We start from the raw sequence: 22,296 nt of genomic DNA, 5'->3' as shown, positions 1-22,296 counted from the left end.
CCTTCAAACTAAAATCAATACTTTTCATTAATAGTATTTACACAATAGCCTTAATATTGCAGTTATAGTATAAATCAACGCTAGAGCATGTCAAACCTCTGGCGTTTAAATTCAATATCATGAACAAACTCAAATTTATCTGTTTAGGTCTCCTATTCACAACAATCACATGGGCAGCAAACCCATACAAATACATCATCGATCTTTCCCGCGTGTCGGACGATAAAGTATATGTAGAGCTCGCCCCACCCAAAATAAAACAAGACGAGATCTTGTTCTACCTACCAAAAATCATCCCTGGCACCTACGCTATAGCCGATTATGGCCGAATGGTTTCAGACTTTGAAGCTTTCGATAAAAAAGGGAACCCACTTCCGGTAAAAAGGCTTGATGATAACACTTGGAAAATCAGTGATGCTAAAAAAATTACCAAAATAAGCTATTGGGTAGACGATACTTATGATAACCCAAAAGAAGGCCCTGAGATATTTCAACCAGCAGGAACCAATATTGCTGAAGGCGAAAATTTCCTTTTAAACACAAGCGGTTTCTTCGGCTATTTTGAAGGCATGAAAAAAGAAGCTTTCGAGATTAATATCATTCGTCCTATGAACTTTTATGGAGCCACTGGATTAAAAGCAGAAGCTACAAACACAAGCTTAAGCCGTAAATTAATAAAGAAAGACTTCAATACACCTGATGCCAACAGCACCATTGATAGGTTCGAAGTTTCAGATTACGATCGCTTGATTGACTCGCCATTAATGTACAGTAAGCCTGATACAGCCATAGTTAAAGTAGCAAATACCGAAGTGCTGGTTGCTAGTTATTCCCCTAACAAAAAGGTTACGGCTAAAGAAATTGCAGCCAGTATTAAAGAAGTGCTCGCAGCACAAAGCACTTTCTTAGGCGGAAAGTTGCCTGTTGAAAAATATGCGTTCATTTTCTACTTCACAGATCAGCCAGTTTTATCTTATGGTGCTCTGGAGCATTCTTTCAGCTCACTCTATTTTATGCCTGAGCAAACTATTCAGCAATTGAATCAGCAACTGCGTGACTTTGCTGCTCATGAGTTCTTTCATATTGTAACTCCATTAACTATTCACTCAGAAGAAATTGGAAGTTTCGATTTTAACGATCCTAAAATGTCTCGTCACCTTTGGATGTACGAAGGCATGACGGAGTATTTTGCTGGTAGCGTACAAGTTAAATACGGCTTGGTAAGCCCAGAGGAATACTTGGACATGCTATCTGAAAAAATTCTTACCTCGGCACAGTTTAAGGATGATTTGCCTTTTACAGAGTTGAGCCTTGGCGCTTTAGACACCTACGCTGACCAATACTACAATGTATACATGAAAGGTGCACTTATTGGTATGGCCTTAGACATTAAGCTTAGAAAACTTTCTGACGGTGCTTATGGCGTGCAAGAAATGATGGCTGATCTTTCTAAGAAATACGGTATGGAGAAATCCTTTAAAGATGATCAACTGTTCAGTGAAATAGTAGCCATGACCTATCCTGAAATCGGAAAATTCCTCAACACTTATGTGGCAGGAAACACACCTATCAACTATGAAGAAGTATTGGCCGAAGTTGGTGTAAAAGTAGTTAAAGACGGCACCAAGAAACAGTACTCATTAATCATTAGTCAGGAAAGCATAGCTGCAACCGAATACAATGGGAAAAGAATGTTAGCGATAGGTAATCAAGATAAACTTGATGCTATTGGTAAAGCGCTTGGATTACAAAACGGTGATATCATCTTGAAAATGAACGGAGACGAGCTCCCAGAACTTGGGCCTGAAATCAATAACTTCTTAGGCGGACAATTTCAAAAAATTCCAAGTCTTGAAACCATGAGCGTAACGGTTATTAGGGCTGTAGATGGCGAACCTAAAGAAATAACCCTTACAACTCCTAACCAACAAATTGACGTGCCTGTAGCCTTTAAATTGGCCTTTGACGAGAACGCTACACCAGCCCAGCTTAAGCTGAGAAAGGCTTGGTTGGAGCCAAAGAATTAAGAGTGAGTGTAAAAAAATTAAGACGATGTAAAAGGTCACCGAAATCGGTGGCCTTTTTCGTTTCTCCAACCACCTAGAAGTTTACTTCAATCAAGTATAAAACTTATTAGGCACCAGACTTCAAATAAAAAAAGCGACCAATAAGTCGCTCATTTTATACTATTCTAATAAGGGTACGGACTAGCGGTTATTTCCATTCACCTTGTAGTCTGACTGCTCTAATATTTTGACTTTGTCATTGCCGTCCACAACGTATTCTACCCTAAACTTACTAATGTCGGTTATGCTTCCTCTACAAATCAATAAGGCCGCTTCGCAACCAATGGTAATGCATTTTTCCACTTCATTATCGCGAATGGTAATGTTAAACGGCTTTGCATCGGCTCTGGCCAATACAATTCCAGAGTTACCTAATTCAGTCTTCTTAAAAGGATAAATATGATATTCAGAACTTAAGCGATCTACTTGAAATTTAGAAAAGTCAAGCTTTTTTGAAGCACCATCTGCTAACAAGGTAACGTAGCCGTCCTTTACAGCCAAAGCTGCATTTTCAATTACCTCTCCATCTCCTAAGTGTACAGTAGCCCCTAATAGGAGTCTTCCTTCACTCCCTTCAGTATATGAGGGAATCTTGGTGTCAATACAGCTATTGCTCATGACAATTAAAGCCATTAAAGCAAAGAGCTTTGAGATAGGAGTACGCATTGTTTCAGTTGGTTAAATTGAATTCTCGCTCAACAATTAACTACTACAAAAGCAGCTAAGTGATTGAAAATCTTTTCTTTATTACGAAATTAAGAAATTTTCTCTATAATCAAATTGTGATTTGTGTATATACAGATGTCAGCAGCAATTTTAAGACTCTCTTCAACAATTGCGAAGCTGTCTAAATCTTTCGCATGAGTTTTTAGCGCTTGAGCTGCAGCTTGAGCATACATACTTCCAGAACCGATGGCCGCAATACCATTGTCTGGTTCTAAAACATCACCCGTTCCGGATAAGATCAGAATATCATCTTTGTCTGCGACAATCAGCATCGACTCTAGTTTTCTTAAGTAGCGATCAGTACGCCAATCTTTAGCTAATTCTATCGCAGCCCTTTTCATGTTTCCTCCGTAAGCACTCAGTTTTTCATCAAACCTTTCTAGTAAAGTGAAGGCATCGGCAGTAGAGCCTGCAAAACCTGTTACTATCTTCCCATCCTGAAGCTTTCTGATCTTCTTTACGTTACTCTTGGCTACGGTATTACCCATAGTAGCTTGTCCATCGGCACCAATTGAAATTGAACCGTTATGTTTTACCGCTAATACGGTGGTTGATCTAATCTTAGTCATGTTATTTCTAAATAAAAAAAGTCCCGTATGAGAACGGGACTTGAACTTAATAAGTTTCTAAACCAGCAACCTAACTGGATCTTCTAATAAAGATTTGAAGGTTTGCAGGAATGCTGAGCCAACTGCACCGTCAACTACTCTGTGGTCGCATGACATGGTTACTTTCATGATGTTACCAATAGCCAACTCACCATCTTTAACAATTGCGGTTTGCTTAATACCACCAACGGCCATAATACAAGCGTCTGGCGGGTTAATAATGGCTGTAAATTCTTCTATACCGAACATTCCTAAATTAGAAATGGTGAAAGTATTTCCTTCCCATTCAGCAGGCTGTAATTCTTTATTCTTTGCCTTTGCTCCTAATTGCTTTACCTCGGCAGCAATATGAGAAAGTGGCTTATTGTCTGCAAACCTAACTACAGGTACTAGAAGACCTTCTTCCACAGCTACTGCTACACCGATATGGATATGGTGATTAATTCTAATTTTATCGCCCAACCAAGATGAATTTACCTGAGGATGTTTTCTTAAAGCTGCGGCTGCGGCCTTAATTACCATATCGTTAAACGAAATTTTCACTGGTGAAACTTCATTCATACTAGCTCTTGCCTCAATGGCCTTATCCATGTTGATTTCCATGGTAAGGTAGAAATGAGGCGCAGTAAATTTACTTTCGGCTAAACGCTTGGCTATGGTTTTTCGCATTTGCGATACCCTTAGCTCTTCAAAACTTTCTTCACCTACAATCTTAGGAAGCTCCACTGCAGGCGTTGATGATTTTTGGGCTGGAGCTGCAGATTTGGTCTGTTCAGCTTTAACAGGAACAAAATCTTCTACATCTCTTTTTATAATTCTTCCGCCATCGCCAGAACCTTTCACTTCTGAAATATTGATTCCCTTTTCTTGAGCCAATCTCTTAGCCAAAGGGGACGCTTTAATTCTTCCGTTATTAGTTTGGGTTTGTACAGTGCTTTCTTCTTTCTTAGGTTCAGAAGTTTCTTGCTTTGGACTAGCTTTCGCAGGCTCTTCTTTGGCCGGCTCTGTCTCACTTTCTGTTTGACTTTCAGCCTTTAAAAGCGTTTCAAAGTCAGTTCCTTTTTCGCCTACAATGGCCAAAACACCATTTACAGCTACTGACTCTCCTTCTTTAGCGCCAAGATACAATACAGTTCCATCATTGTAAGACTCGTATTCCATGGTAGCCTTATCGGTCTCGATCTCAGCCATCAGTTCACCTGACTCTACCGTATCGCCTACCTTTTTATGCCAAGCCGAAATAACACCCTCTTCCATGGTGTCGCTCATTTTCGGCATTCTCACCACTTCTGCTTTGATGTTACTTGTATCTATCGCCTCGGCATCAGCTTTCTTCGCCTCTGCTGGTTTTTCTTCATTATCACCCGAGCCATTTTCACTTGACTCATTCAGAAGCGCCTTATAATCCTCGCCTTTTTCTCCAACAATGGCCAAAATGCCATTGATTTGAACGGCCTCACCTTCTTCTGCGCCAAGGTATAATACGGTTCCTTCATTATATGATTCGTAGTCCATCGTAGCCTTATCGGTTTCGATTTCGGCCATTAACTCACCTGATTCTACTTTATCACCTACTTTTTTATGCCAAACAGCGATCACCCCTTCTTCCATGGTGTCACTCATTTTCGGCATCCTAACGATTTCTGCCATAAGATTTGTGAAAATTGAGCCCAAAAATAGTTTTAAACAACCGATATTCAAATTATTGAATGACCTATTGCCCTAAGCTTTTGTTATCATTTTATAATCGGTTAATCTTCAATAGAATAATTCTGCAACTTAGCTCCTCGGTGAATGGTTCGAAGTATTAGTATTTATGAACCTGATCACTTAAATTTCTAAAAAAGTTTAATATGCCATCCAGCTATTCCATTGCCAGTTCTGCTAAAGTTATTGAAGAATATTTCAATGTTGAAGTGACTGGACAGTATAAAGAAAAGTATAATGCTTCGCCTACAAAATTACTCCCTGTAATTACTGCAGAAAACCCAGACGGACTTTCTTTTTTCTACTGGGGAATTAACCCGGCATTTGTAAAAAACCATAGTGTTAGCGAAAAACTAATTTTTGCGCCAGTAGATCAAATACTAAACAAGGCCAGCCTAAAAAAGAATTTAAAAACTCAACGCTGTGTAATAATTGCAGATGGTTTTTATGCTTGGAAAAGCATTTCAAAAAAAGAAAAAATCCCTTATCGTTTTCATTTGGCTGATAAAAGTCCCTTTGGCATTGCTGGATTATGGGATGAATTTGAAGATGAAAACGGAGAGTCGGTGCATACTTTCATGATGATAACGACCAAGGCTAATTCAGATGTAGAAGATATTACTGACCGAATGCCAGCCATACTCGACAGCGATTTGATGATAGATTGGCTAAATGAATCTAATACAGAGGAAAGCGTAATCAACTTCATTACCCCTTACAGAGAAAAACCATTAGATCGCTTCTCCATCACACCTAAAATCAGCAACCCCGATTTCGATAGCCCGGAGCTTCTCAAAAAAGCACCCCCCGCAAACCAATTCGGAAGTTTTACGCTGTTTGGATAATTTGGGATTAACGAGTTACTTGAACGTTCTCGAGATCAATTCTTGAAATTTCTCTTAGCTGATCCGTTTGGAAAGCATAATCCAGTTCGTGGGCAGGAAAATCACTATCAATAGTGTAATTGATATAATCTTGAAATAGCACTCCATTTACTTCCCTTTGGTTGTATGCTTCACGGAACCTCACTCCGCCACCATTTATATAATAGCTATACGCTAAGTAATCAATAGTGTGCGTTTTTTGGTTGATCCAGTAAACAAAAATATTTTCGAAATTCTTTCCCCCACCATTCTTTCCGTAAGTCACCTCTACTTTATAATAAGTGTCTTCTTTTATTTTTATAGAAGGCATAAGGTGTTTGTTAATGACTTCTCGGTTAGCAGCATATGGAAGCAACGCGAAATAAACCACAGACCTGGTATCACCAGCCAAAATACTAGAAATTGAATCTTCTTCCATTCGAACTTCCTTTTGGTTTACCCTTCTTATAAAGGTATTGGAAGTAACAATGTCTTCAAGTTCATTTCCATCTTTATAAGAGGTACGCTTATAAACATCTCCTTTATCAGAAATTCTAGCGTTGTAGTGATTACCACGAAAATCAAACTGAATTTCTAACGGTTCACCAGATTTATATCCATGTTTTTGTATGGCCGAATCCAGTATTTGCTGAGCGGTGGGCTCATTCACAGCACAGCTTGAAGACACCATAACCCAGGTCAGCACAATAAAAACACTTGGATTAACTCTTATCATTTTACACAAATCAATTCTTCCGTAAGCCATTACGCTAATATTCCCAATTAGTTACTTTCATTACTTGGGCGGCCGAAGAAATTCCTTTGAATCGAGTAGAACAACACATGCTGTGATGAATGGCCTTAATTTCCTTTTAAATAAGTAAGCATACAGAAACAATTTCGAACTATCGGATATTTCTTTACTTTGTATCCATAAATAGAATTGCCATGAAGAGTTCCAGAATTGTTGGTTTAGGTCATTATGTACCGAAAAACATTGTTAAGAACACAGACTTAGAAAAAATAATAGACACTAGTAATGAATGGATTATAGAGCGAACTGGTATTGAAGAGCGCAGATGGTTCGATCCTGAACAGGACACAGTATCTAATATGGCCACCAAAGCAGCAAAGATAGCGCTCGAAAGAGCAAAAACAGATGTTAGTGAAGTTGACTTTATTGTTTTTGCCACCATTACTCCAGATTATTTTTTCCCAGGCTCTGGCGTTTTAATGCAAAGAGAACTTGGGCTTCAAGGCATTGGCGCATTAGATATCAGGAACGCATGCAGTGGGTTTATCTACGCACTCTCAATTGCCGATCAATTTATTAAAACGGGCATGTATAAAACCGTTTTAGTGGTTGGTGCCGAAATTCAATCTTCGGCCATTGACAAATCTACAGCCGGGAGGTCAAGCGCGGTAATTTTTGCCGATGGTGCCGGAGCTGCTGTTCTTAAAGCTGCAGAACCTTCTGAGGGGGGAATTCTGTCTACTCACCTACATGCCGATGGTGATTTTGCCGAAGAACTTTATGTAAAAGACCCTGGCAGTAGCAGGACTGTAAGGCTTTCTCAAGAACTAATTGAAGGCTCCACTTTCCATCTTACCATGAACGGGAATGCTGTATTCAAACATGCAGTGGTTCGTTTTAGCGAAGTAATTGCAGAAGCTTTGGCCGATAACAACCTAATGGCAGAAGATATTGATCTTTTAGTTCCGCATCAGGCCAACTTGCGCATCAGTAATTATGTGCAAAAGCAATTAAACATGCCAGATGAAAAAGTATTCAACAACATTATGCACTACGGCAACACTACAGCGGCATCAATACCAATTGCCTTAAGTGAGGCCTGGGAACAAGGTAAAATCAAAGAAGGTGATTTAGTTTGTTTAGCGGCCTTTGGTAGCGGATTCACATGGGCTTCGGCATTAATTCGCTGGTAAGTCGACTACGAATTCTCAAGTGCCATTTTCGTTGACAAACCTCCTCCGTTTTGAACCAAAAACGGCTTTAAATGTTAGGTATGTAGCTCAAAAACGTTTATTGGAAGCCTGAATTGATAATCAATTTAGCAAATCCTAACGAACGTTTTTTAGTGTTGATTAAAAGACGTCATGGGGTGCAATGTTTTGAGCTTTCTTGGCGTAATATTTGAGAAGAAAGATCCGAATCATTTTTCATGAAACCCAATTGCATGCAATCCGATATACGTTCTATGCGCTTTCGTCAATTCATACTTTCAAGTTTATTTTTTACAGTGTTCAGCCTTTCAGGCTTTGCTCAAGAGGAAAGCTATGAACTAATATTCCCCTCTGACGACCCCACACTGAAGAAAGAAGGAAAAACCAAAGAAGGCAAACGTGATGGACTTTGGACCATGTACAATGCAGACAGTAGTTTTCTACAAAGAGGCTATTATGTTGAAGGTAAAAAAGCTGGGGCATGGATGATCTTTCTAGACCGACAAGAAAGGGCCAGACTCAAGTACGACAACAACGTTTTAAATGGAGCTTATGTACTTTTTAATGAAGAAGGAAAATCGACAGTCCTCACCAATTATACATCAGGTAAACTTAACGGCACATGGTCTTCATACTATGGTTCTGGCCAACTATATGAAAAAGGTGAGTTTGAAAACGGCTTAAAAACCGGAATATGGAATAGTTATTATGACAATGGTGCCCTTCAAATCAAAAGTCAATACAAAAAAGGTAAGCTCGATGGGCCATTTCAGCAATACGATCCTTTTGGTTCACTTATGATTGAAACCAATTACAAAGAAGGTTACCTCAACGGTGATTGGGTTAAATACGATGGGGCTATTGTTATTGAAAAAGGCCAGTTTGTTTATGGTGAAAGAGATGGAGAGTGGTTGTATTATGAATTCAGTGAATTCTCACCTTCAATAAAAGAGTATTATGACAAGGGTAAGAAAACGGGGACTTGGACAACTTTTCATGAAAGTGGCAGAATGGCAAGTCAAATTACGTATGTAGACGATAAACCAATTGGCACTTCTAAAGAATGGTATTCAAATGGCCAAGTGGCAAGTGAAAGCCGATATAGATTGGGTTTTATTGACAGTACTTTTACCGCCTACTACGACAATAAAGTAGTAGCAGAAACAGGTGATTTTAAGTTAGGCCTTAGGGAAGGCGTGTGGAAATACTACCACGATAATGGTATGATTTCAGAGTTTGGAAGCTACAAGAACGATCTAAGGATTGGGAATTGGAAAAGCTTTAGTCCGCGAGGAAAACTGATTTCTGAAGGCGATTACCGATTAGGAAAACAGCAAGGCCAATGGTTCACTTATCATGAAAGCGGGCAATTATCATCTATTGGAAGTTATTTGACTGGTGAAAAAGACGGGCTTTGGGGCTATTTTCATGAAGATGGTTCACCAATGCTAGAAGAAACCTACGACAAAGGAAAGCTCATGAAAGTATCTGAATTTACAGACGATGACGGTGACAAGCACAGCTCAGGCACGATAATCAATGGAGAAGGAATTAAAATTGGCTATTACCCTGATGGGACTAAATTCTCTGAAGGACCTTACAAAAACGGGCTCCCAAATGGTAATTGGACATTCTTTGATGAAAGAGGTCGCAAATTGAGTACTGGAAAATTAGAGAATGGCATAAAAGAAGATGGCTGGAACATCTACGCGAAAAACGGAAAACTCATCAGAATAGAAGTGTACGAAAAGGGAGAATTAATTGATGAAGTAAATCGTTAAACATTCTCTTTCAATTACTGTTATTTCAATCATGGGATTATTTTCAAGGAAAACAGAAAAGGAAAAGCTTCAGGCAAAGTATAAAAAGCTAATTGATGAGGCCTACAAGCTTTCGCACACCAACCGTAGAGCAAGTGATTTAAAAACAGCTGAAGCAGATGAACTTCTCAAGCAAATTGAAACATTGAATTGATTAACGCTTTGCGAATCCTTTGAGCTGTTCAACAAGTTCTTTTTTAGCGCTAGGTCTTTTAATCCCTTCTCTTATCAGCTTGCCTTCTTTTGTAATTACCATATAAGTAGGGAAGCCAGTAATGTTTACAGCCTGATCAAACTTGGCATATTGGGCGTCATCTAAAAAGAAATTCTCTCCCTTTAGCTCATGCTTTTTCACCATAGTCTCCCATGATTTCTTTTCAGATTGGGCACCTAGGTAAACAAAAACCACATTATCATCCTCTTTAAAATTGGCCTTGATTTCTGGTAAGTGAGAAAACTCCGTGATGCATGGCCCACACCAAGTAGCCCAAACATCTATATAAACCACTTTACCAGGGTAAGTTTTTTTCAGTTGACTTAGCACATCACCTTCTGAATCAACTATTTCTATTCCGTTGACAAACTTCTTATCCTTCAAAATCACAAAGTCGCTATACTTACGTTCTAGCACACTTCTGGCTGTACTATTCAAGTTTAAGGTTTTCACTTTACCCCATACTACTTGAGGAAGCTCATTTCCTCGACTAAAGTAGCTCTCATCTATATAAGTAGCGATGATACTAGATTTAGACATTGGGTCTAACTTGTCGATCCTCATTAACAAATCATCCCAAGTAATTTTTTGGTTTAATTCTAAAAGTTCTTTTGAAAACTCTTCTGTTCTGACCTTTAATGGGTCGCTTAGCTTAACATAGCCAAAATGTTTTTCTCTTTTTTTCTCTTCAATTTTCCATTCCTCAATCTCAGCCCTTCCGGTTTCAGAAATAATTTTAGACTTCAAAAAACCATAAACCTGTTCTATTCTGTAATCGTGCATTGCCTCTCTCTCTTTAGGCATCATGGCCATCGAAAACTCTCGCATTAAATCACCAAACTCTCCAGCAAGCATATTCAAAGGCTCATCATCTATCATTTCTTTAACTTTTGCCTCATAAGCCTCAGGTAAATCAATTGGAGTTAAAGCACCATTATCTGCGCCATGTAACCAGCGATACCTCATTAAATCATTTGCTGCATACAGATTGATATTTCGCTCGCTGTATTCTTTTACTATTCGGCTTGGGATATTTTCACTAAAGTAATTCTGATAAAAATTCTGATGCTCTTTTAGTAAATCTAAGCGGGACTCTAAATATTCCATGGGCTCCAAAGCCTTTTGCAAACTGTCGTTTTCAAAGTAGTTTCTCACCTTCATATACTTTGGCTTTACCACTCTCAGCTCCTCGTTTTCCTTTGCCAAAGCTCCCATAAACGAAATTGGAGATTCTGCATACCAACCATCAATACCACTAACTGCTTTTTCTTCATCTACAAATACTGCCATTTTGCTATCGGGCTCGGCTAAAAACATAGTAAAGACCTCTCCCACCCTAAACATTATATCTTGTGGATTATCTAAAGGGAAAAATATTTTGAATCGTCCCTGTTCATCTACATTCACCGTAAACTTTTGTTGCCCAGAGCTAAAGGCATGATTATAAATAACGGAAGCCGTTAAAGGCATTTCTCCTTTAGGTTTTACCACACCAGAAAGGGTTACTTGACTACTTTTGAAAAAGTCATCTTGCCAAACATGTTGGTTAGGCATTCTCTGACGGTCATCATCCAATTTATTTTTACTCAATCGTTAAATAATTCTTCCGTCTTCCAAAATCAAAAAATCACCAACCTCTCTTATTATGATTTGTCTTGCTTTTCCTGGTTGAGAAAGATTAACATGCCATTCTTTGCCTTTCTTACTAGGATCTTTGAAGCTCCAGAAATCTGATTCATACATCATATAATTATCTGAAACCCTTAATTCAAGTGTATTGGAGCCATCTACCAAAAACCAATTACCCTTTATAGAGCTAGGCAAAGAAGATTGAGCATTGAGATGAGCAACCGAAAGAACTGATAAGAGTAAAGTGAAAAACGCTTTCATAATTTCAATTTATTCAGGAAAATAACAATTATACTTAGCCAAAACAAAACTCATTTTATTTAACAATAAAAATATATCAAACTGATTTTCATAAACATTAACTTCAAGCGCCCATCATAATTTAGTTCCTTCAAATACCTTTCCTCAAAATATTGACGTTTATCCATTCTAAAACCTTCACCTTTTCCTAATTCCTATATCTTTGCTGTATGCACCATTTGACAATACTCTCCTACATCGTTTGGGATCCCATGAAAGAAATCATCAGGGGAATTCAACCGCCCGTTTGGTACAGTGTACTTTTTGCACTTGGCTTTATTATAGGCTATCAAATCATGGTCTATATTTTCAAAAAAGAAGGTAAAGACCCGCTTAACGTAGATACACTTACCGTACATATGGTATTGGCCACCATAATTGGTGCTCGTTTGGGGCATTTATTGTTTTATGAACCCGATCGCTTTTTAGCAGACCCGCTAATGTTCTTCAGAACTTGGGAAGGCGGTTTAGCGAGCCATGGTGCAGCTTTTGGGATTTTAGCAGCCCTTTTCCTATACAGAAATTACTTCATAACAGTTGGTTGGTTTCCTCCACTCAAATTCAAAAAACAGAAAAAAGCCGGCCAGAGTTATCTCTGGATTGTAGATAGAATTGTAATTACTGTGGCTCTAGCCGCAGTTTTTATTCGAATGGGCAATTTTGTGAACTCCGAAATTGTAGGAAAACCAACAGGAACCGACCAAGGGGTAGTATTTGGGCGCATTGCCGAAATGTATTTTGAAGATGGCATTAACGGTGTGGACCGTGCCGAAGCTTCTAAAGGCACAAGCACAGAAGATTTAGAACCTGGTATCGTACCAGTAGATATTTATGTAACTTTTGAAGGTACAAGCAGCACAGAGCAAGAAATAAGAGCAAAAATAGAACGCGAGTTCAAACCCATGCTTACGCGCTACCCCGTTAATGAGCATTATCAAGAACCACTAGGAACTCCTTTGAATTATGAGTTAACACCAATAGGTAGGCAGTGGGCTGCTACAATCCATACTTATGGAATTGTTCGATACCCTGCTCAGCTGTATGAGTCGGCAACATCCCTCATATTATTCTTTATTTTACTTGCGCTTTGGCTCAAATACAAGGAAAGAACGCCAGAAGGCTTACTCTTAGGAATCTTCCTTATCTGGATTTTTGGGCTACGTGTTTTTCACGAAACTTTCAAAGAAAACCAAGTGGCTTTTGAAGAAGGAATGAAATACAATATGGGACAACTATTGAGTATTCCTTTGGTGCTTATCGGATTCTTTGTTTTAATCCGCTCTATGGTTGTAAGCAAGAAAAAAGAGTGATCGACATTAAGGTAAAAAAAGGCTTAAAGGGCGGAATAATTTTATTCCTTCTGTTGATTTTCAGTCTAAATGGTTTTGGGCAAAACACTTCTGTTGAAGACAGTTTGGGTTCTGTGGCTATCAATGTTGGAAAAATCTACATTACAGGAAATAAAAAAACGAAAGCTGAAATTATTCTTAGAGAGCTAGATTTTGTTGAAGGCCAACAAATTAGTGCTAGAGAATTCAGCCAATCGATTGTTTTAAGTCAGCAAAAGCTAATCAATACGCGACTATTTGTTATTGCTGAAGTTGTCCCTCTTTTTATGTCCGACACTCAAGTCGATATTCTTATTCGACTGCAAGAGCGTTGGTATATTTTTCCATTGCCTATTTTTAAGCTTGCCGACAGGAACTTCACAGAATGGTGGGTGAATCAAAAACGTGATTTCTCAAGGGTGAATTATGGAGTTCAACTTTATCATTTCAACCTAACAGGCTATAACGACAAACTAATTTTCAGGTCGCAATTCGGCTTTACAAAGCAGTACGAATTACAATATCAGCGACCGTATATCAATAAATCACAAACCTTAGGGCTTACACTACGAACCAGCTTCGCAAATAACAAAACGGTTGCCACCAACACCGATGGGCACCGACTACAATTTGAACAGTCGGACGATATTAACCGTAGAATTTTTTCTTCTAGCGGAACACTTACTTATCGTCCATCTTTTTACAGCAGGCATTCCATTGATGCGGGCTTTAGCCGAGCAAGTGTTAGCGAGCTTATCACCAATGCCAACCCCAACTATTTTCAGAATGGAGAACAGTTGCAAAAATACTTTCGCTTGAGTTATGTGTACTCTTGGGACAACCGCGATTACTTCGCCTACCCCCTTTCTGGTAACCTGTTTAGAGGCGAAGTCAGCAACTATGGTTTAGGTATTTTCAATGACCTAAATATGTTTTCTGTCCGTGGTTCAACCAGTAACTTTTTTGATTTAGGAGGGAAATTATACTTAGCTAATTCACTTGAAGGATACTATAATTTTAGTGACGAAATCCCTTATATGCTCCGTTCTGGCTTTGGCTATAAACCAGATTTTATTCGAGGCTACGAGCGCTATGTAGTTGAAAGTAAAGCCTTTGTATCAAACCGAAGCGAATTCAAATACAAATTCCTTTCGGGTATTCAAGAACTGAACAGAAGAAGCCTGATCGATCAATTTAGAACGATGCCTTATGCTTTTTACCTTAAAGCATTTGTAGACATGGGCTATGCTGGTGAAGCCATTCGTTCTACCACTAATAATTTCTACAATAAAGAATTAATGTACAGCGCTGGTCTCGGCCTCGACATTGTTACTTATTACGACTTTGTAGTCCGTTTTGAGTTCAGCGTGAATAGAGAAAGGCAAACAGGGTTCTTTGTCAACTTCATGTCGGCACTGTAGTGTGAAAAATCAAATATTCACCTCCTCAATTTTGTAAAACATATTTATAGGATTTATTCCAAATATTGTATTTTTAGTCTGTGAAGATTGTATATACTCTTTTAATCGCACTTTGCTTTTCCTTCAATACCTCTGCTCAATTAGCCAGCAGAGCACCTGTGGGGCCACGAGCCCTCGGTATGGGTGGTGTTTCTTCCGTCTTTCACGATAGTTGGTCCATATTCAACAACCCAGCGGGCCTAACTGAAACAGAGCAACTTACCGCACTATTTGCCTACAAAACTATTTTCGATTTTGCACCTTTCAATACTGTTTCGGCTGGTGTTGCCATGCCTACTAGTTTGGGTAGTATGGGCTTTTCAGTATTCAGGTTTGGCGATGATATTTTCAATAGCCAAATGGCCAGTCTCTCTTTTGCCAGAAAAACCGGTATTATTCGACTAGGTGTAAAGTTGAATTATTTACAATATAACATCGAGGGTTTCGGAAGTAAAAGCACCCTTCTTTCGGATATTGGAGTTGTGGCCGACCTCACTCCTCAACTCACTTTTGGGGCGCACATTTATAATTTCACCCAGTCTTCAATTGCAGCAGATAATCGAGAAAAAGTACCTACAGTAATTAATTTAGGCATTGCTTATAAGCCTTTTGAAGAAATCACTTTGGTAATTGAAGGCGAAAAAGACATTGACCTTGACCCAGACTTAAAGTTAGGTTTGGAGTACCAAGTCATAGAAAAAGTAAAAGCCAGAACGGGCTTTTCAACCTTAACCAACACCCATTCGTTTGGAGCAGGTTTACAACTCAGTCGTTTTGGTTTGGATTACGGAATTCGAATTGACAGAAAATTAGGCCACACTCACAACTTCGGTTTAACCTTCCAAATCAATGAGTAATGAAGCGGGCTCGAGTATTCATATTAGCGCTTACGGCTTTACTTCTTTGTGAAGGAAAAACACTAGCACAAAAAGAAGAACAATTTGATCTAGAATTATTTATTGAAGAACTCTTCAACCTTCAGGACGAAGACATTAATTATGAAGACCTCTATGAGACTTTGCTTACTCTTTATCAAAATCCGTTAAACCTCAACACAGCCAACACCTACGAGTTACAGAGCTTGTATATACTTTCCAGTGTTCAAATTCAAAACCTGCAAAATTACATCTTAGAAAAAGGAAAGCTGATTACACTTTATGAACTACAGGTAATCGAGGGTTTTGATTTTGCAACTATAGAACGCTTAAAGCCTTTTGTAACGGTTGATTCTAAAGATGCCCTAGTAGATGATCGTCCGCTTTTGCAGCGAATTTTAGAAGAACGAAATAATTATCTCATTTCTCGCTACGAACGAATCTTAAACCAAAAGAAAGGCAACAGCCCAAAAGAATCTCCTGATGATTCGCGTTATGCTGGCTCGGCAGACAAATTTTACCTTCGGTATCGAGTTTCTAAGCCCAATGATTTTAGCATTGGGTTTACCACAGAAAAAGACGCAGGAGAACAACTTCATTGGAACCCAAAAAGCAAAACCTATTTCAGCGATTTCTGGTCGGCCCATTTTATGCTCGAAAATCAAGGTAAATGGCAAAAATTAATTGTTGGAGACTACCAATTACAATTTGGGCAGGGCTTAATATTTGGTGCTGGATTTGGGGTTGGAAAAGGCTCTGAAACAGTAAATACAGCCAACCGAGTCACATTAGGAATCAAGCCTTATACTTCAGTTTTGGAAGGTGGCTTTTTGAGAGGAGCCGCAGCCAGTTATACATTGAACAAAAAGCTTACAGCCACCACTTTTATATCTTATTTAAAGCAAGACGCCAATGTTCAAACAGGTGGAAATAATGAGGATTTTGAATCCTATTTTTCTTCTATACAACTTACCGGAATGCACCGAACGCCAACAGAATTGGCCAACAAAAAACAGGTAGGTGAAACTGTTTTGGGAATGAATCTTAATTACCGACCAAACGACCGCACCGAAGCAGGTTTTATCGCAAGTACCAATCATTTCTCAACCCCAATTTTACGTAGCGACAAACACTATAATAAGTTTGAATTTAAAGGCCAATCCAACCTGAACATGGGTGTGTATGGGAAATACCAATGGAAGCATTTTCTGCTTTTTGGCGAAAGTGCCATCTCCAAAAGTGGAGCAATTGGTGCTGTTGGTGGCTTTACAACCAGCTTAACTCCTCGTGTCGAATTTGCTATGGTGCTTCGATCTTACCAAAAGAATTTCCACACTTTTCGTGGAACCTCATTTGCCGAAGGAAGCCGTAACATCAACGAAAAAGGCGTCTATTGGGGTATCAAATACACCCTGAATCGAAAATTCTATCTCACTGCTTATTATGACACATACCATTTCCCGTGGTTAAGATTTCGGGTTGACGCGCCTTCTAATGGTCATGATTATTTGCTTAGGCTAAATTATAACCCTGGCAGCAGAATAAAACTGTATGGCCAATTCAGACGAGAGTTCAAGGACACCAATGTGAGTAGTGAAACTTTAAACAACAATATTATTGCTTCAGGGCGAAAAGATCAGTACCTCATTAATCTGGAATATGCCTCGGGCATTCGGTTTAGTTTTAAATCACGAGTACAATTCAGCGAATACCGTCTGATTACTGAAAAAACAATGGGCTATGCTTTTATTCAAGATGCCGTTTATAAAAATGGTGACTGGGTTTTTAGTGCAAGAATGGCGCTATTCGATACAGAAGGAAGCCAAAACAGACAATATGCATATGAGCGTGATGTACTCTATGCCTTTTCAATTCCAGCATACAGCGGCAGAGGCATTAGAAACTACCTACTGGTTCACTATAAAGCATTCCGAAAAATGGACCTATGGGCAAGAATTGCCAGAACTACTTATTACGACCGGAACGAAATTGGAACAGGACTAGAAACGATTAATGGAAATAAACGGACAGAGGTTAAATTTCAGGTACGGTATAAATTAAACTAAGCCCGACAAAACGGTTTAAGTTCGTAAATTTCATCCTACCAAATTTCAATTCTGTTTACTCCTGAAACAATAAATCCTACCACTCGAAAATATTGTTTTGGACTGCTGGCATCCGTTTAATACTTTACATCTTTAAACTTAAAAGACGATGACGAAAAAAATTGGAAGTTACTTCCTTTCCATGGCCTTGCTAATGTTTAGCTTACAGGCCTGTTCTCAAGGAAACGGACCTGCGGCAACAAAGCCCGACAATGAGCGATGGCAACAAGCCATTGAATACAAAATGGAAATTGATATGGACGTGAAAACCAACAGGTTTCAGGGCGTTCAGAATGTTAAATACACTAATAATTCTCCGGATGCCTTAGACCAAGTTTTCTACCACCTCTATTTTAATGCCTTCCAACCAGGAAGCATGATGGATGTTAGATCAAGAACTATTGCCGATCCAGATAGAAGAGTAAGAGATAGAATTTTCAATTTGAAAGAAGATGAAATCGGATACCAAAAAATCAAATCTTTAAAACTAAACGGTAAGCCTGTAAAATACGAAGTGGTAGGAACGGTTTTAGAGGTTCAACTTGATCAACCAATTGCCCCAGGAAGCACTGTTGATTTTGATATGGAATTTGAAGCACAGGTTCCAGTTCAAATTAGAAGAACAGGCCGCGATAATGCCGAAGGTGTACGTTACTCAATGGCGCAATGGTTCCCTAAAATGGCTGAATACGATTACCAAGGCTGGCATGCGGACGAATACATTGGCCGTGAGTTTTATGGTGTTTGGGGTAACTTTGATGTAAAAATCAAGATCGACAAAGATTATTTAATTGGCGGTACTGGTTATTTACAAAACCCTCTAGAGATTGGGCATGGATACGAAAACGAAGGAGAAACCGTGAATCAGAAAGTTGAAAACGGAAAGCTTACTTGGCATTTTGTAGCACCAAACGTTCATGATTTCATGTGGGCTGCCGACCCTGAGTACACACACAAAAAGTTGACTACCAAAGACGGTTTGGAACTTCATTTCATCCACAAAAAAGGTCAGAATGAAGAAAACTGGAATAAAGTAATGCCTCAAACAGAAATGTTATTTGAGTATGCGAGCAAACACTTTGGTAAATACCCTTACAAGCAATTCTCAGTAATTCAAGGCGGAGATGGTGGTATGGAATACCCAATGTCTACTTTGATTACAGGCTCAAGAGGAAGCTTAATAGGCGTAACCGTTCATGAAGCAATGCACGATTGGTATCATGGTATTTTAGGCAGTAACGAAGCGCTTCACCCTTGGATGGACGAAGGTTTTGCTTCATATGCTTCAACTAGAATTATGGATTACATTAACCGTAAAACTAAAGGTGAATCTGAGCCAGAAGTAACCCTTGAAAACTTAGGTAATAATTCTGGTCAAAGAAGCTATGTAGGTTTATCGAAAAGCGGAAGAGAAGAGCCTTTGAGCACACACTCAGACCATTACAACCTCAATGGAGCATATAGTAGTTCAGCATATGGAAAAGGAGCTGCTTGGATGAGCCAATTGGGCTATGTAATTGGTGAGAAAAACTTAGACAAAGGTTTACTTACCTATTTTGAGGATTGGAAGTTTAAACACCCAAATCCAAACGATGTTTTGAGATCTTTCGAAAAAGTTTCGGGCTTAGAGTTAGATTGGTACAATGAATACTTTGTATACACTACAAAATCAATTGATTATGGAGTGAAAGAAGTAAAAGGTGAAGGCAATAAAACCAACGTTACACTAGAAAGAGTTGGTATGATGCCAATGCCAATGGATGTGGTTGTAACCTATAAAGATGGTACAAAAGAAGTACACTACATGGCCTTGAGAATGATGCGTGGCGAAAAACCAGCTGAAACTCAAGACAAAAGAATTGTACACCCTGACTGGGCATGGGTAAGCCCTACTTATGATTTCTCAATTGACAGACCAATGTCTGACATTGCTTCAATTGAAATTGATCCCTCTGGTAGAATGGCCGATGTAGAAAGAGGAAATAACAAATGGGAAGTGAATTCACTGAAAACAAATAAGTAGTCTGTTTTAAACAAGAGTTAATGAAGCAGCTCAGCCGAAAGGTTGAGCTGCTTTTTTATGTTCTTCCCTAAAAACAGAAAGTTTCTTCAATCATTCTCGTTCGCAATATTAAAAGTATTACTACCGAAATAGTTTGTTTTAATTTTTATTTCAAAAGTATTTAAACCTTTTCTGAAAGTAGGCGTTAGGTTTAGGCGATATGAATAATTTAATTAGCCAAATGCAAATCCAAGTGAATGAGAAAGTCTTTTTAAAAGACCCAAACTCATCTGAACTTGGAAAAAAAATTATCGCCAAAAGTATCGAACTGATTGTTGAAATGGGGTTTGAAAGCTTTACATTCAGGAAGTTAGCTACTAAACTAGAAACTACCGAAAGCTCAATCTACCGTTATTTCGAAAGCAAGCACAAACTACTTTTATACCTTACTTCTTGGTACTGGGGCTGGTTAGAATATCACTTAGTATTTTCAACTGCTAATATTTTGTCTGCCGAAGAAAGGTTGAAAGCAGCAATAAAGGTGATATCAAAAGACATTCCCGATAATGAAATGTTTGGTCATATCAATCTGGGCTTGCTTAACAAAATCGTAATTTCAGAATCATCTAAAGCATACCTTACCAAGCAGGTAGACGATGCCAATAAGGAGGGCTTCTATGCAGGTTACAAACGTATGGTGCTTCGCATTAGTGAAATTATAAAAGAATTAAATCCGAATTTTGGTTTTGCCAGTACACTCACCTCAACAATTATAGAAGGTATTCAAGATCAAAAATACTTTGCCGAGCACCTTCCTACTCTAACAGATATTTCTGGTGACTCATCAATTTTAACACAGTTTTATACCGACATGGCCATTTCAACCATACAGCAAAACAATACACCATGAACCCTGCAATAAGTATTTCTCCTGTAAAAAGGTTTTTAAACATGCTTAAAGTGGATAAGCGTGAAATTATAAGCGTGTACGTATATGCACTCTTTAATGGCGTTATCACACTTTCACTACCCTTAGGAATTCAAGCGATCATCAATCTTATTAGTGGCGGGCAGGTATCTACCTCATGGTTTATTTTAGTGATTTTCGTAATCGTTGGAGTAATAGCCTCAGGTGTAATGCAAATTATGCAACTCACCATTACGGAAAATATTCAGCAGAAAATATTTACTCGTTCCGCTTTTGAGTTTGCCTACCGTATTCCTAGAATGAAAATGGAATCGATTAAGAATACCTATATCCCTGAGTTGGCCAATCGTTTTTTCGACACCCTATCGGTTCAGAAAGGGCTATCAAAAATATTAATCGACTTTTCGAGTGCATCGTTGCAGGTAGTTTTTGGCCTGATTTTACTTTCGCTTTACCATCCGTTTTTCATCATGTTCGGATTGCTCTTGGTGGTTGTAGTGTATTTAATATTTCGTTTTACCGCACCAAAAGGCCTTAAAACCAGCATTATAGAATCCAAAAACAAGTATATGGTTGCGCATTGGTTAGAAGAGTTGGCCCGCGCTATGGAAACTTTCAAACTGGCTGGTCAAACACCTCTACCTTTAGAGCGAACAGATGATGTTGTAGAAGGTTACCTGACCTCCAGAAAAGCTCATTTTAAAACCCTACTTACTCAATACATTAACCTGGTAGGCTTTAAAGTATTGGTTACCGCAGGTTTACTTTTAATCGGTGGTCTTTTAGTGATTAACCAGCAAATGAACATTGGCCAATTTGTAGCGGCTGAAATCATTATCATTTTGGTTTTAAACTCAGTTGAAAAGCTAATTCTGAGCATGGAAACCATTTATGATGTGCTTACTTCAATTGAAAAAATAGGAAATGTAACAGACATTCCGCTTGACAGCGACAGTGGTACTACAGCAGATACATCGGACGATCAAGGCCTTTCTATAAACATCACCAATTTAGGTTACAGGTTCAGTTACCTGAAAGAAGACACTATCAAAAATGTAAACCTAAGTATTGAAGCAGGTGAAAAGATTTGTTTATCAGGCTATAACGGTTCGGGAAAATCTTTGCTTCTACATGTTGTTTCTGGTTTATACGATGAATACAGTGGTTCAATTTCAAGCCAAGGCGTACCATTAACAAGTTGGTGTAAAGCAGATTTCCACAAACTTATTGGCGATAACCTTACGCGTGGCGACATTTTCAATGCAACTCTTTTTGAAAACATCTCATTAGGAAAACCTGAAATCACAATGAGTCGCGTTCAGCAAGTAGCAGAAATTGTAGGACTCAAAGATTTTGTAGATGCCATTCCACAGGGCTATTACACTACCTTATTACCCGAAGGCCGAAACCTACCGCAAAGCATAATTCTAAGAATAATGTTGGCCAGAAGTATTGCCGGAAATTTTAAAATGATTCTACTAGAAGACAATTTTAATCAACTGAATGAGAAAGATAAGGCTTCATTCTTGGACTTCCTTCTTAGCCAGCAATGGACAGTAATAGCGGTTTCAAACGACCCATTTGTAGCAGACAAATTTGACCGAACCATTGTGATGGAAAAGGGAGAAATTATTGCAAAGGGTACGGTATCATCAATGACGACTTACCCATGGTATTCAAACATTTTTTCTAAAAAATAA

Annotated in this window: 18 protein-coding genes; 12 read left to right on the top strand and 6 right to left on the bottom strand. The window is 38.7% G+C overall.

Annotated elements, in window-relative coordinates:
• Positions 1 to 119: 119 nt before the first annotated feature.
• Positions 120 to 2,027: a M61 family metallopeptidase gene (locus tag OB69_RS07490; protein ID WP_053223089.1), complete on the top strand. Its 1,908-nt coding sequence runs from the start codon at positions 120 to 122 to the stop codon at positions 2,025 to 2,027.
• A gap of 180 nt (positions 2,028 to 2,207) precedes the next feature.
• On the opposite strand, the gene OB69_RS07485 is transcribed toward OB69_RS07490, so the two are convergent.
• The 3 genes from OB69_RS07485 to OB69_RS07475 all read right to left on the bottom strand — a co-directional run bounded on the left by OB69_RS07485 (position 2,208) and on the right by OB69_RS07475 (position 5,050).
• Entirely contained in the window at positions 2,208 to 2,732 is a 525-nt protein-coding gene (locus OB69_RS07485) for a hypothetical protein (RefSeq protein ID WP_053223088.1), read from the bottom strand.
• 89 nt (positions 2,733 to 2,821) lie between these two features.
• A complete protein-coding gene (hslV, locus tag OB69_RS07480) occupies positions 2,822 to 3,361 on the bottom strand; it encodes an ATP-dependent protease subunit HslV (RefSeq protein ID WP_053223087.1) in 540 nt (179 codons plus the stop codon).
• Positions 3,362 to 3,418: 57 nt separating this feature from the next.
• Complete coding sequence (locus OB69_RS07475) at positions 3,419 to 5,050, bottom strand: pyruvate dehydrogenase complex dihydrolipoamide acetyltransferase (protein WP_053223086.1); 1,632 nt, start codon at positions 5,048 to 5,050, stop codon at positions 3,419 to 3,421.
• Positions 5,051 to 5,253: 203 nt separating this feature from the next.
• On the opposite strand from OB69_RS07475, the gene OB69_RS07470 reads away from it, so the two are divergent.
• The gene (locus OB69_RS07470; protein WP_053223085.1) at positions 5,254 to 5,952 is read left to right on the top strand and encodes an SOS response-associated peptidase; all 699 of its coding nucleotides are present in this window, start codon (positions 5,254 to 5,256) and stop codon (positions 5,950 to 5,952) included.
• Positions 5,953 to 5,959: 7 nt separating this feature from the next.
• On the opposite strand, the gene OB69_RS07465 is transcribed toward OB69_RS07470, so the two are convergent.
• Positions 5,960 to 6,706: a DUF6503 family protein gene (locus OB69_RS07465; RefSeq protein WP_071426747.1), complete on the bottom strand. Its 747-nt coding sequence runs from the start codon at positions 6,704 to 6,706 to the stop codon at positions 5,960 to 5,962.
• 212 nt (positions 6,707 to 6,918) lie between these two features.
• On the opposite strand from OB69_RS07465, the gene OB69_RS07460 reads away from it, so the two are divergent.
• The 3 genes from OB69_RS07460 (at position 6,919) to OB69_RS18575 (ending at position 9,909) form a co-directional block, all read left to right on the top strand.
• Positions 6,919 to 7,917: a 3-oxoacyl-ACP synthase III family protein gene (locus OB69_RS07460; protein WP_053223083.1), complete on the top strand. Its 999-nt coding sequence runs from the start codon at positions 6,919 to 6,921 to the stop codon at positions 7,915 to 7,917.
• Between the two features lie 251 nt (positions 7,918 to 8,168).
• Positions 8,169 to 9,716 (top strand): toxin-antitoxin system YwqK family antitoxin, encoded by a 1,548-nt coding sequence (locus OB69_RS07455; protein ID WP_185096880.1) that lies wholly within the window; start codon positions 8,169 to 8,171, stop codon positions 9,714 to 9,716.
• A 31-nt stretch (positions 9,717 to 9,747) separates the two neighbouring features.
• On the top strand, positions 9,748 to 9,909 hold the full coding sequence (locus tag OB69_RS18575; RefSeq protein WP_316931878.1) for a Lacal_2735 family protein: 162 nt from the start codon (positions 9,748 to 9,750) through the stop codon (positions 9,907 to 9,909).
• Here OB69_RS18575 and OB69_RS07445 read toward each other — a convergent pair whose 3' ends face one another.
• Together OB69_RS07445 and OB69_RS07440 are read right to left on the bottom strand one after the other, a co-directional pair.
• Positions 9,910 to 11,559 (bottom strand): TlpA family protein disulfide reductase, encoded by a 1,650-nt coding sequence (locus OB69_RS07445; protein WP_053223080.1) that lies wholly within the window; start codon positions 11,557 to 11,559, stop codon positions 9,910 to 9,912. It lies immediately after the preceding gene.
• A gap of 3 nt (positions 11,560 to 11,562) precedes the next feature.
• Complete coding sequence (locus OB69_RS07440) at positions 11,563 to 11,859, bottom strand: hypothetical protein (protein ID WP_053223079.1); 297 nt, start codon at positions 11,857 to 11,859, stop codon at positions 11,563 to 11,565.
• Between the two features lie 209 nt (positions 11,860 to 12,068).
• Between OB69_RS07440 and OB69_RS07435 the strand changes: the two genes are divergently transcribed.
• The 7 genes from OB69_RS07435 (at position 12,069) to OB69_RS07405 (ending at position 22,296) form a co-directional block, all read left to right on the top strand.
• Complete coding sequence (locus OB69_RS07435; protein ID WP_071426740.1) at positions 12,069 to 13,208, top strand: prolipoprotein diacylglyceryl transferase; 1,140 nt, start codon at positions 12,069 to 12,071, stop codon at positions 13,206 to 13,208.
• Positions 13,205 to 14,647 carry a POTRA domain-containing protein gene (locus tag OB69_RS07430; protein WP_053223077.1) on the top strand — a complete coding sequence of 481 codons (1,443 nt, stop codon included), beginning with the start codon at positions 13,205 to 13,207 and terminating at the stop codon, positions 14,645 to 14,647. Before OB69_RS07435 ends, OB69_RS07430 begins: the two co-directional genes overlap by 4 nt.
• A gap of 80 nt (positions 14,648 to 14,727) precedes the next feature.
• Positions 14,728 to 15,543, top strand: a complete 816-nt coding sequence (locus OB69_RS07425) for a PorV/PorQ family protein (protein ID WP_053223076.1) — start codon at positions 14,728 to 14,730, stop codon at positions 15,541 to 15,543.
• A complete protein-coding gene (locus tag OB69_RS07420; protein WP_053223075.1) occupies positions 15,543 to 17,627 on the top strand; it encodes a ComEA family DNA-binding protein in 2,085 nt (694 codons plus the stop codon). Before OB69_RS07425 ends, OB69_RS07420 begins: the two co-directional genes overlap by 1 nt.
• Before the next feature lie 148 nt (positions 17,628 to 17,775).
• Positions 17,776 to 19,689, top strand: a complete 1,914-nt coding sequence (locus OB69_RS07415; protein WP_082338116.1) for a M1 family metallopeptidase — start codon at positions 17,776 to 17,778, stop codon at positions 19,687 to 19,689.
• A gap of 199 nt (positions 19,690 to 19,888) precedes the next feature.
• Positions 19,889 to 20,578 (top strand): TetR/AcrR family transcriptional regulator, encoded by a 690-nt coding sequence (locus OB69_RS07410; RefSeq protein ID WP_053223074.1) that lies wholly within the window; start codon positions 19,889 to 19,891, stop codon positions 20,576 to 20,578.
• Positions 20,575 to 22,296: a peptidase domain-containing ABC transporter gene (locus OB69_RS07405; protein WP_053223073.1), complete on the top strand. Its 1,722-nt coding sequence runs from the start codon at positions 20,575 to 20,577 to the stop codon at positions 22,294 to 22,296. The genes OB69_RS07410 and OB69_RS07405 overlap by 4 nt, the downstream gene beginning before the upstream one ends.

It is taken from the genome of Roseivirga seohaensis subsp. aquiponti (assembly GCF_001267955.1).
GTDB lineage: Bacteria > Bacteroidota > Bacteroidia > Cytophagales > Cyclobacteriaceae > Roseivirga > Roseivirga seohaensis.
Note: the sequence above shows the minus strand (reverse complement) of the source record. Positions and strands in the feature narration are given on the sequence as shown.

Excerpts from the sequence above, each read along its gene's own strand:
- OB69_RS07415 (WP_082338116.1), top strand. The coding sequence starts at position 17,776 with ATGACGAAAAAAATTGGAAGTTACTTCCTTTCCATGGCCTTGCTAATG.
- OB69_RS18575 (WP_316931878.1), top strand. The coding sequence starts at position 9,748 with ATGGGATTATTTTCAAGGAAAACAGAAAAGGAAAAGCTTCAGGCAAAG.
- OB69_RS07470 (WP_053223085.1), top strand. The coding sequence starts at position 5,254 with ATGCCATCCAGCTATTCCATTGCCAGTTCTGCTAAAGTTATTGAAGAA.
- OB69_RS07490 (WP_053223089.1), top strand. The coding sequence starts at position 120 with ATGAACAAACTCAAATTTATCTGTTTAGGTCTCCTATTCACAACAATC.
- OB69_RS07455 (WP_185096880.1), top strand. The coding sequence starts at position 8,169 with ATGCAATCCGATATACGTTCTATGCGCTTTCGTCAATTCATACTTTCA.
- OB69_RS07485 (WP_053223088.1), bottom strand. The coding sequence starts at position 2,732 with ATGCGTACTCCTATCTCAAAGCTCTTTGCTTTAATGGCTTTAATTGTC.
- OB69_RS07420 (WP_053223075.1), top strand. The coding sequence starts at position 15,543 with ATGAAGCGGGCTCGAGTATTCATATTAGCGCTTACGGCTTTACTTCTT.
- OB69_RS07435 (WP_071426740.1), top strand. The coding sequence starts at position 12,069 with ATGCACCATTTGACAATACTCTCCTACATCGTTTGGGATCCCATGAAA.
- hslV (WP_053223087.1), bottom strand. The coding sequence starts at position 3,361 with ATGACTAAGATTAGATCAACCACCGTATTAGCGGTAAAACATAACGGT.
- OB69_RS07465 (WP_071426747.1), bottom strand. The coding sequence starts at position 6,706 with ATGATAAGAGTTAATCCAAGTGTTTTTATTGTGCTGACCTGGGTTATG.
- OB69_RS07410 (WP_053223074.1), top strand. The coding sequence starts at position 19,889 with ATGAATAATTTAATTAGCCAAATGCAAATCCAAGTGAATGAGAAAGTC.
- OB69_RS07440 (WP_053223079.1), bottom strand. The coding sequence starts at position 11,859 with ATGAAAGCGTTTTTCACTTTACTCTTATCAGTTCTTTCGGTTGCTCAT.
- OB69_RS07475 (WP_053223086.1), bottom strand. The coding sequence starts at position 5,050 with ATGGCAGAAATCGTTAGGATGCCGAAAATGAGTGACACCATGGAAGAA.
- OB69_RS07405 (WP_053223073.1), top strand. The coding sequence starts at position 20,575 with ATGAACCCTGCAATAAGTATTTCTCCTGTAAAAAGGTTTTTAAACATG.
- OB69_RS07460 (WP_053223083.1), top strand. The coding sequence starts at position 6,919 with ATGAAGAGTTCCAGAATTGTTGGTTTAGGTCATTATGTACCGAAAAAC.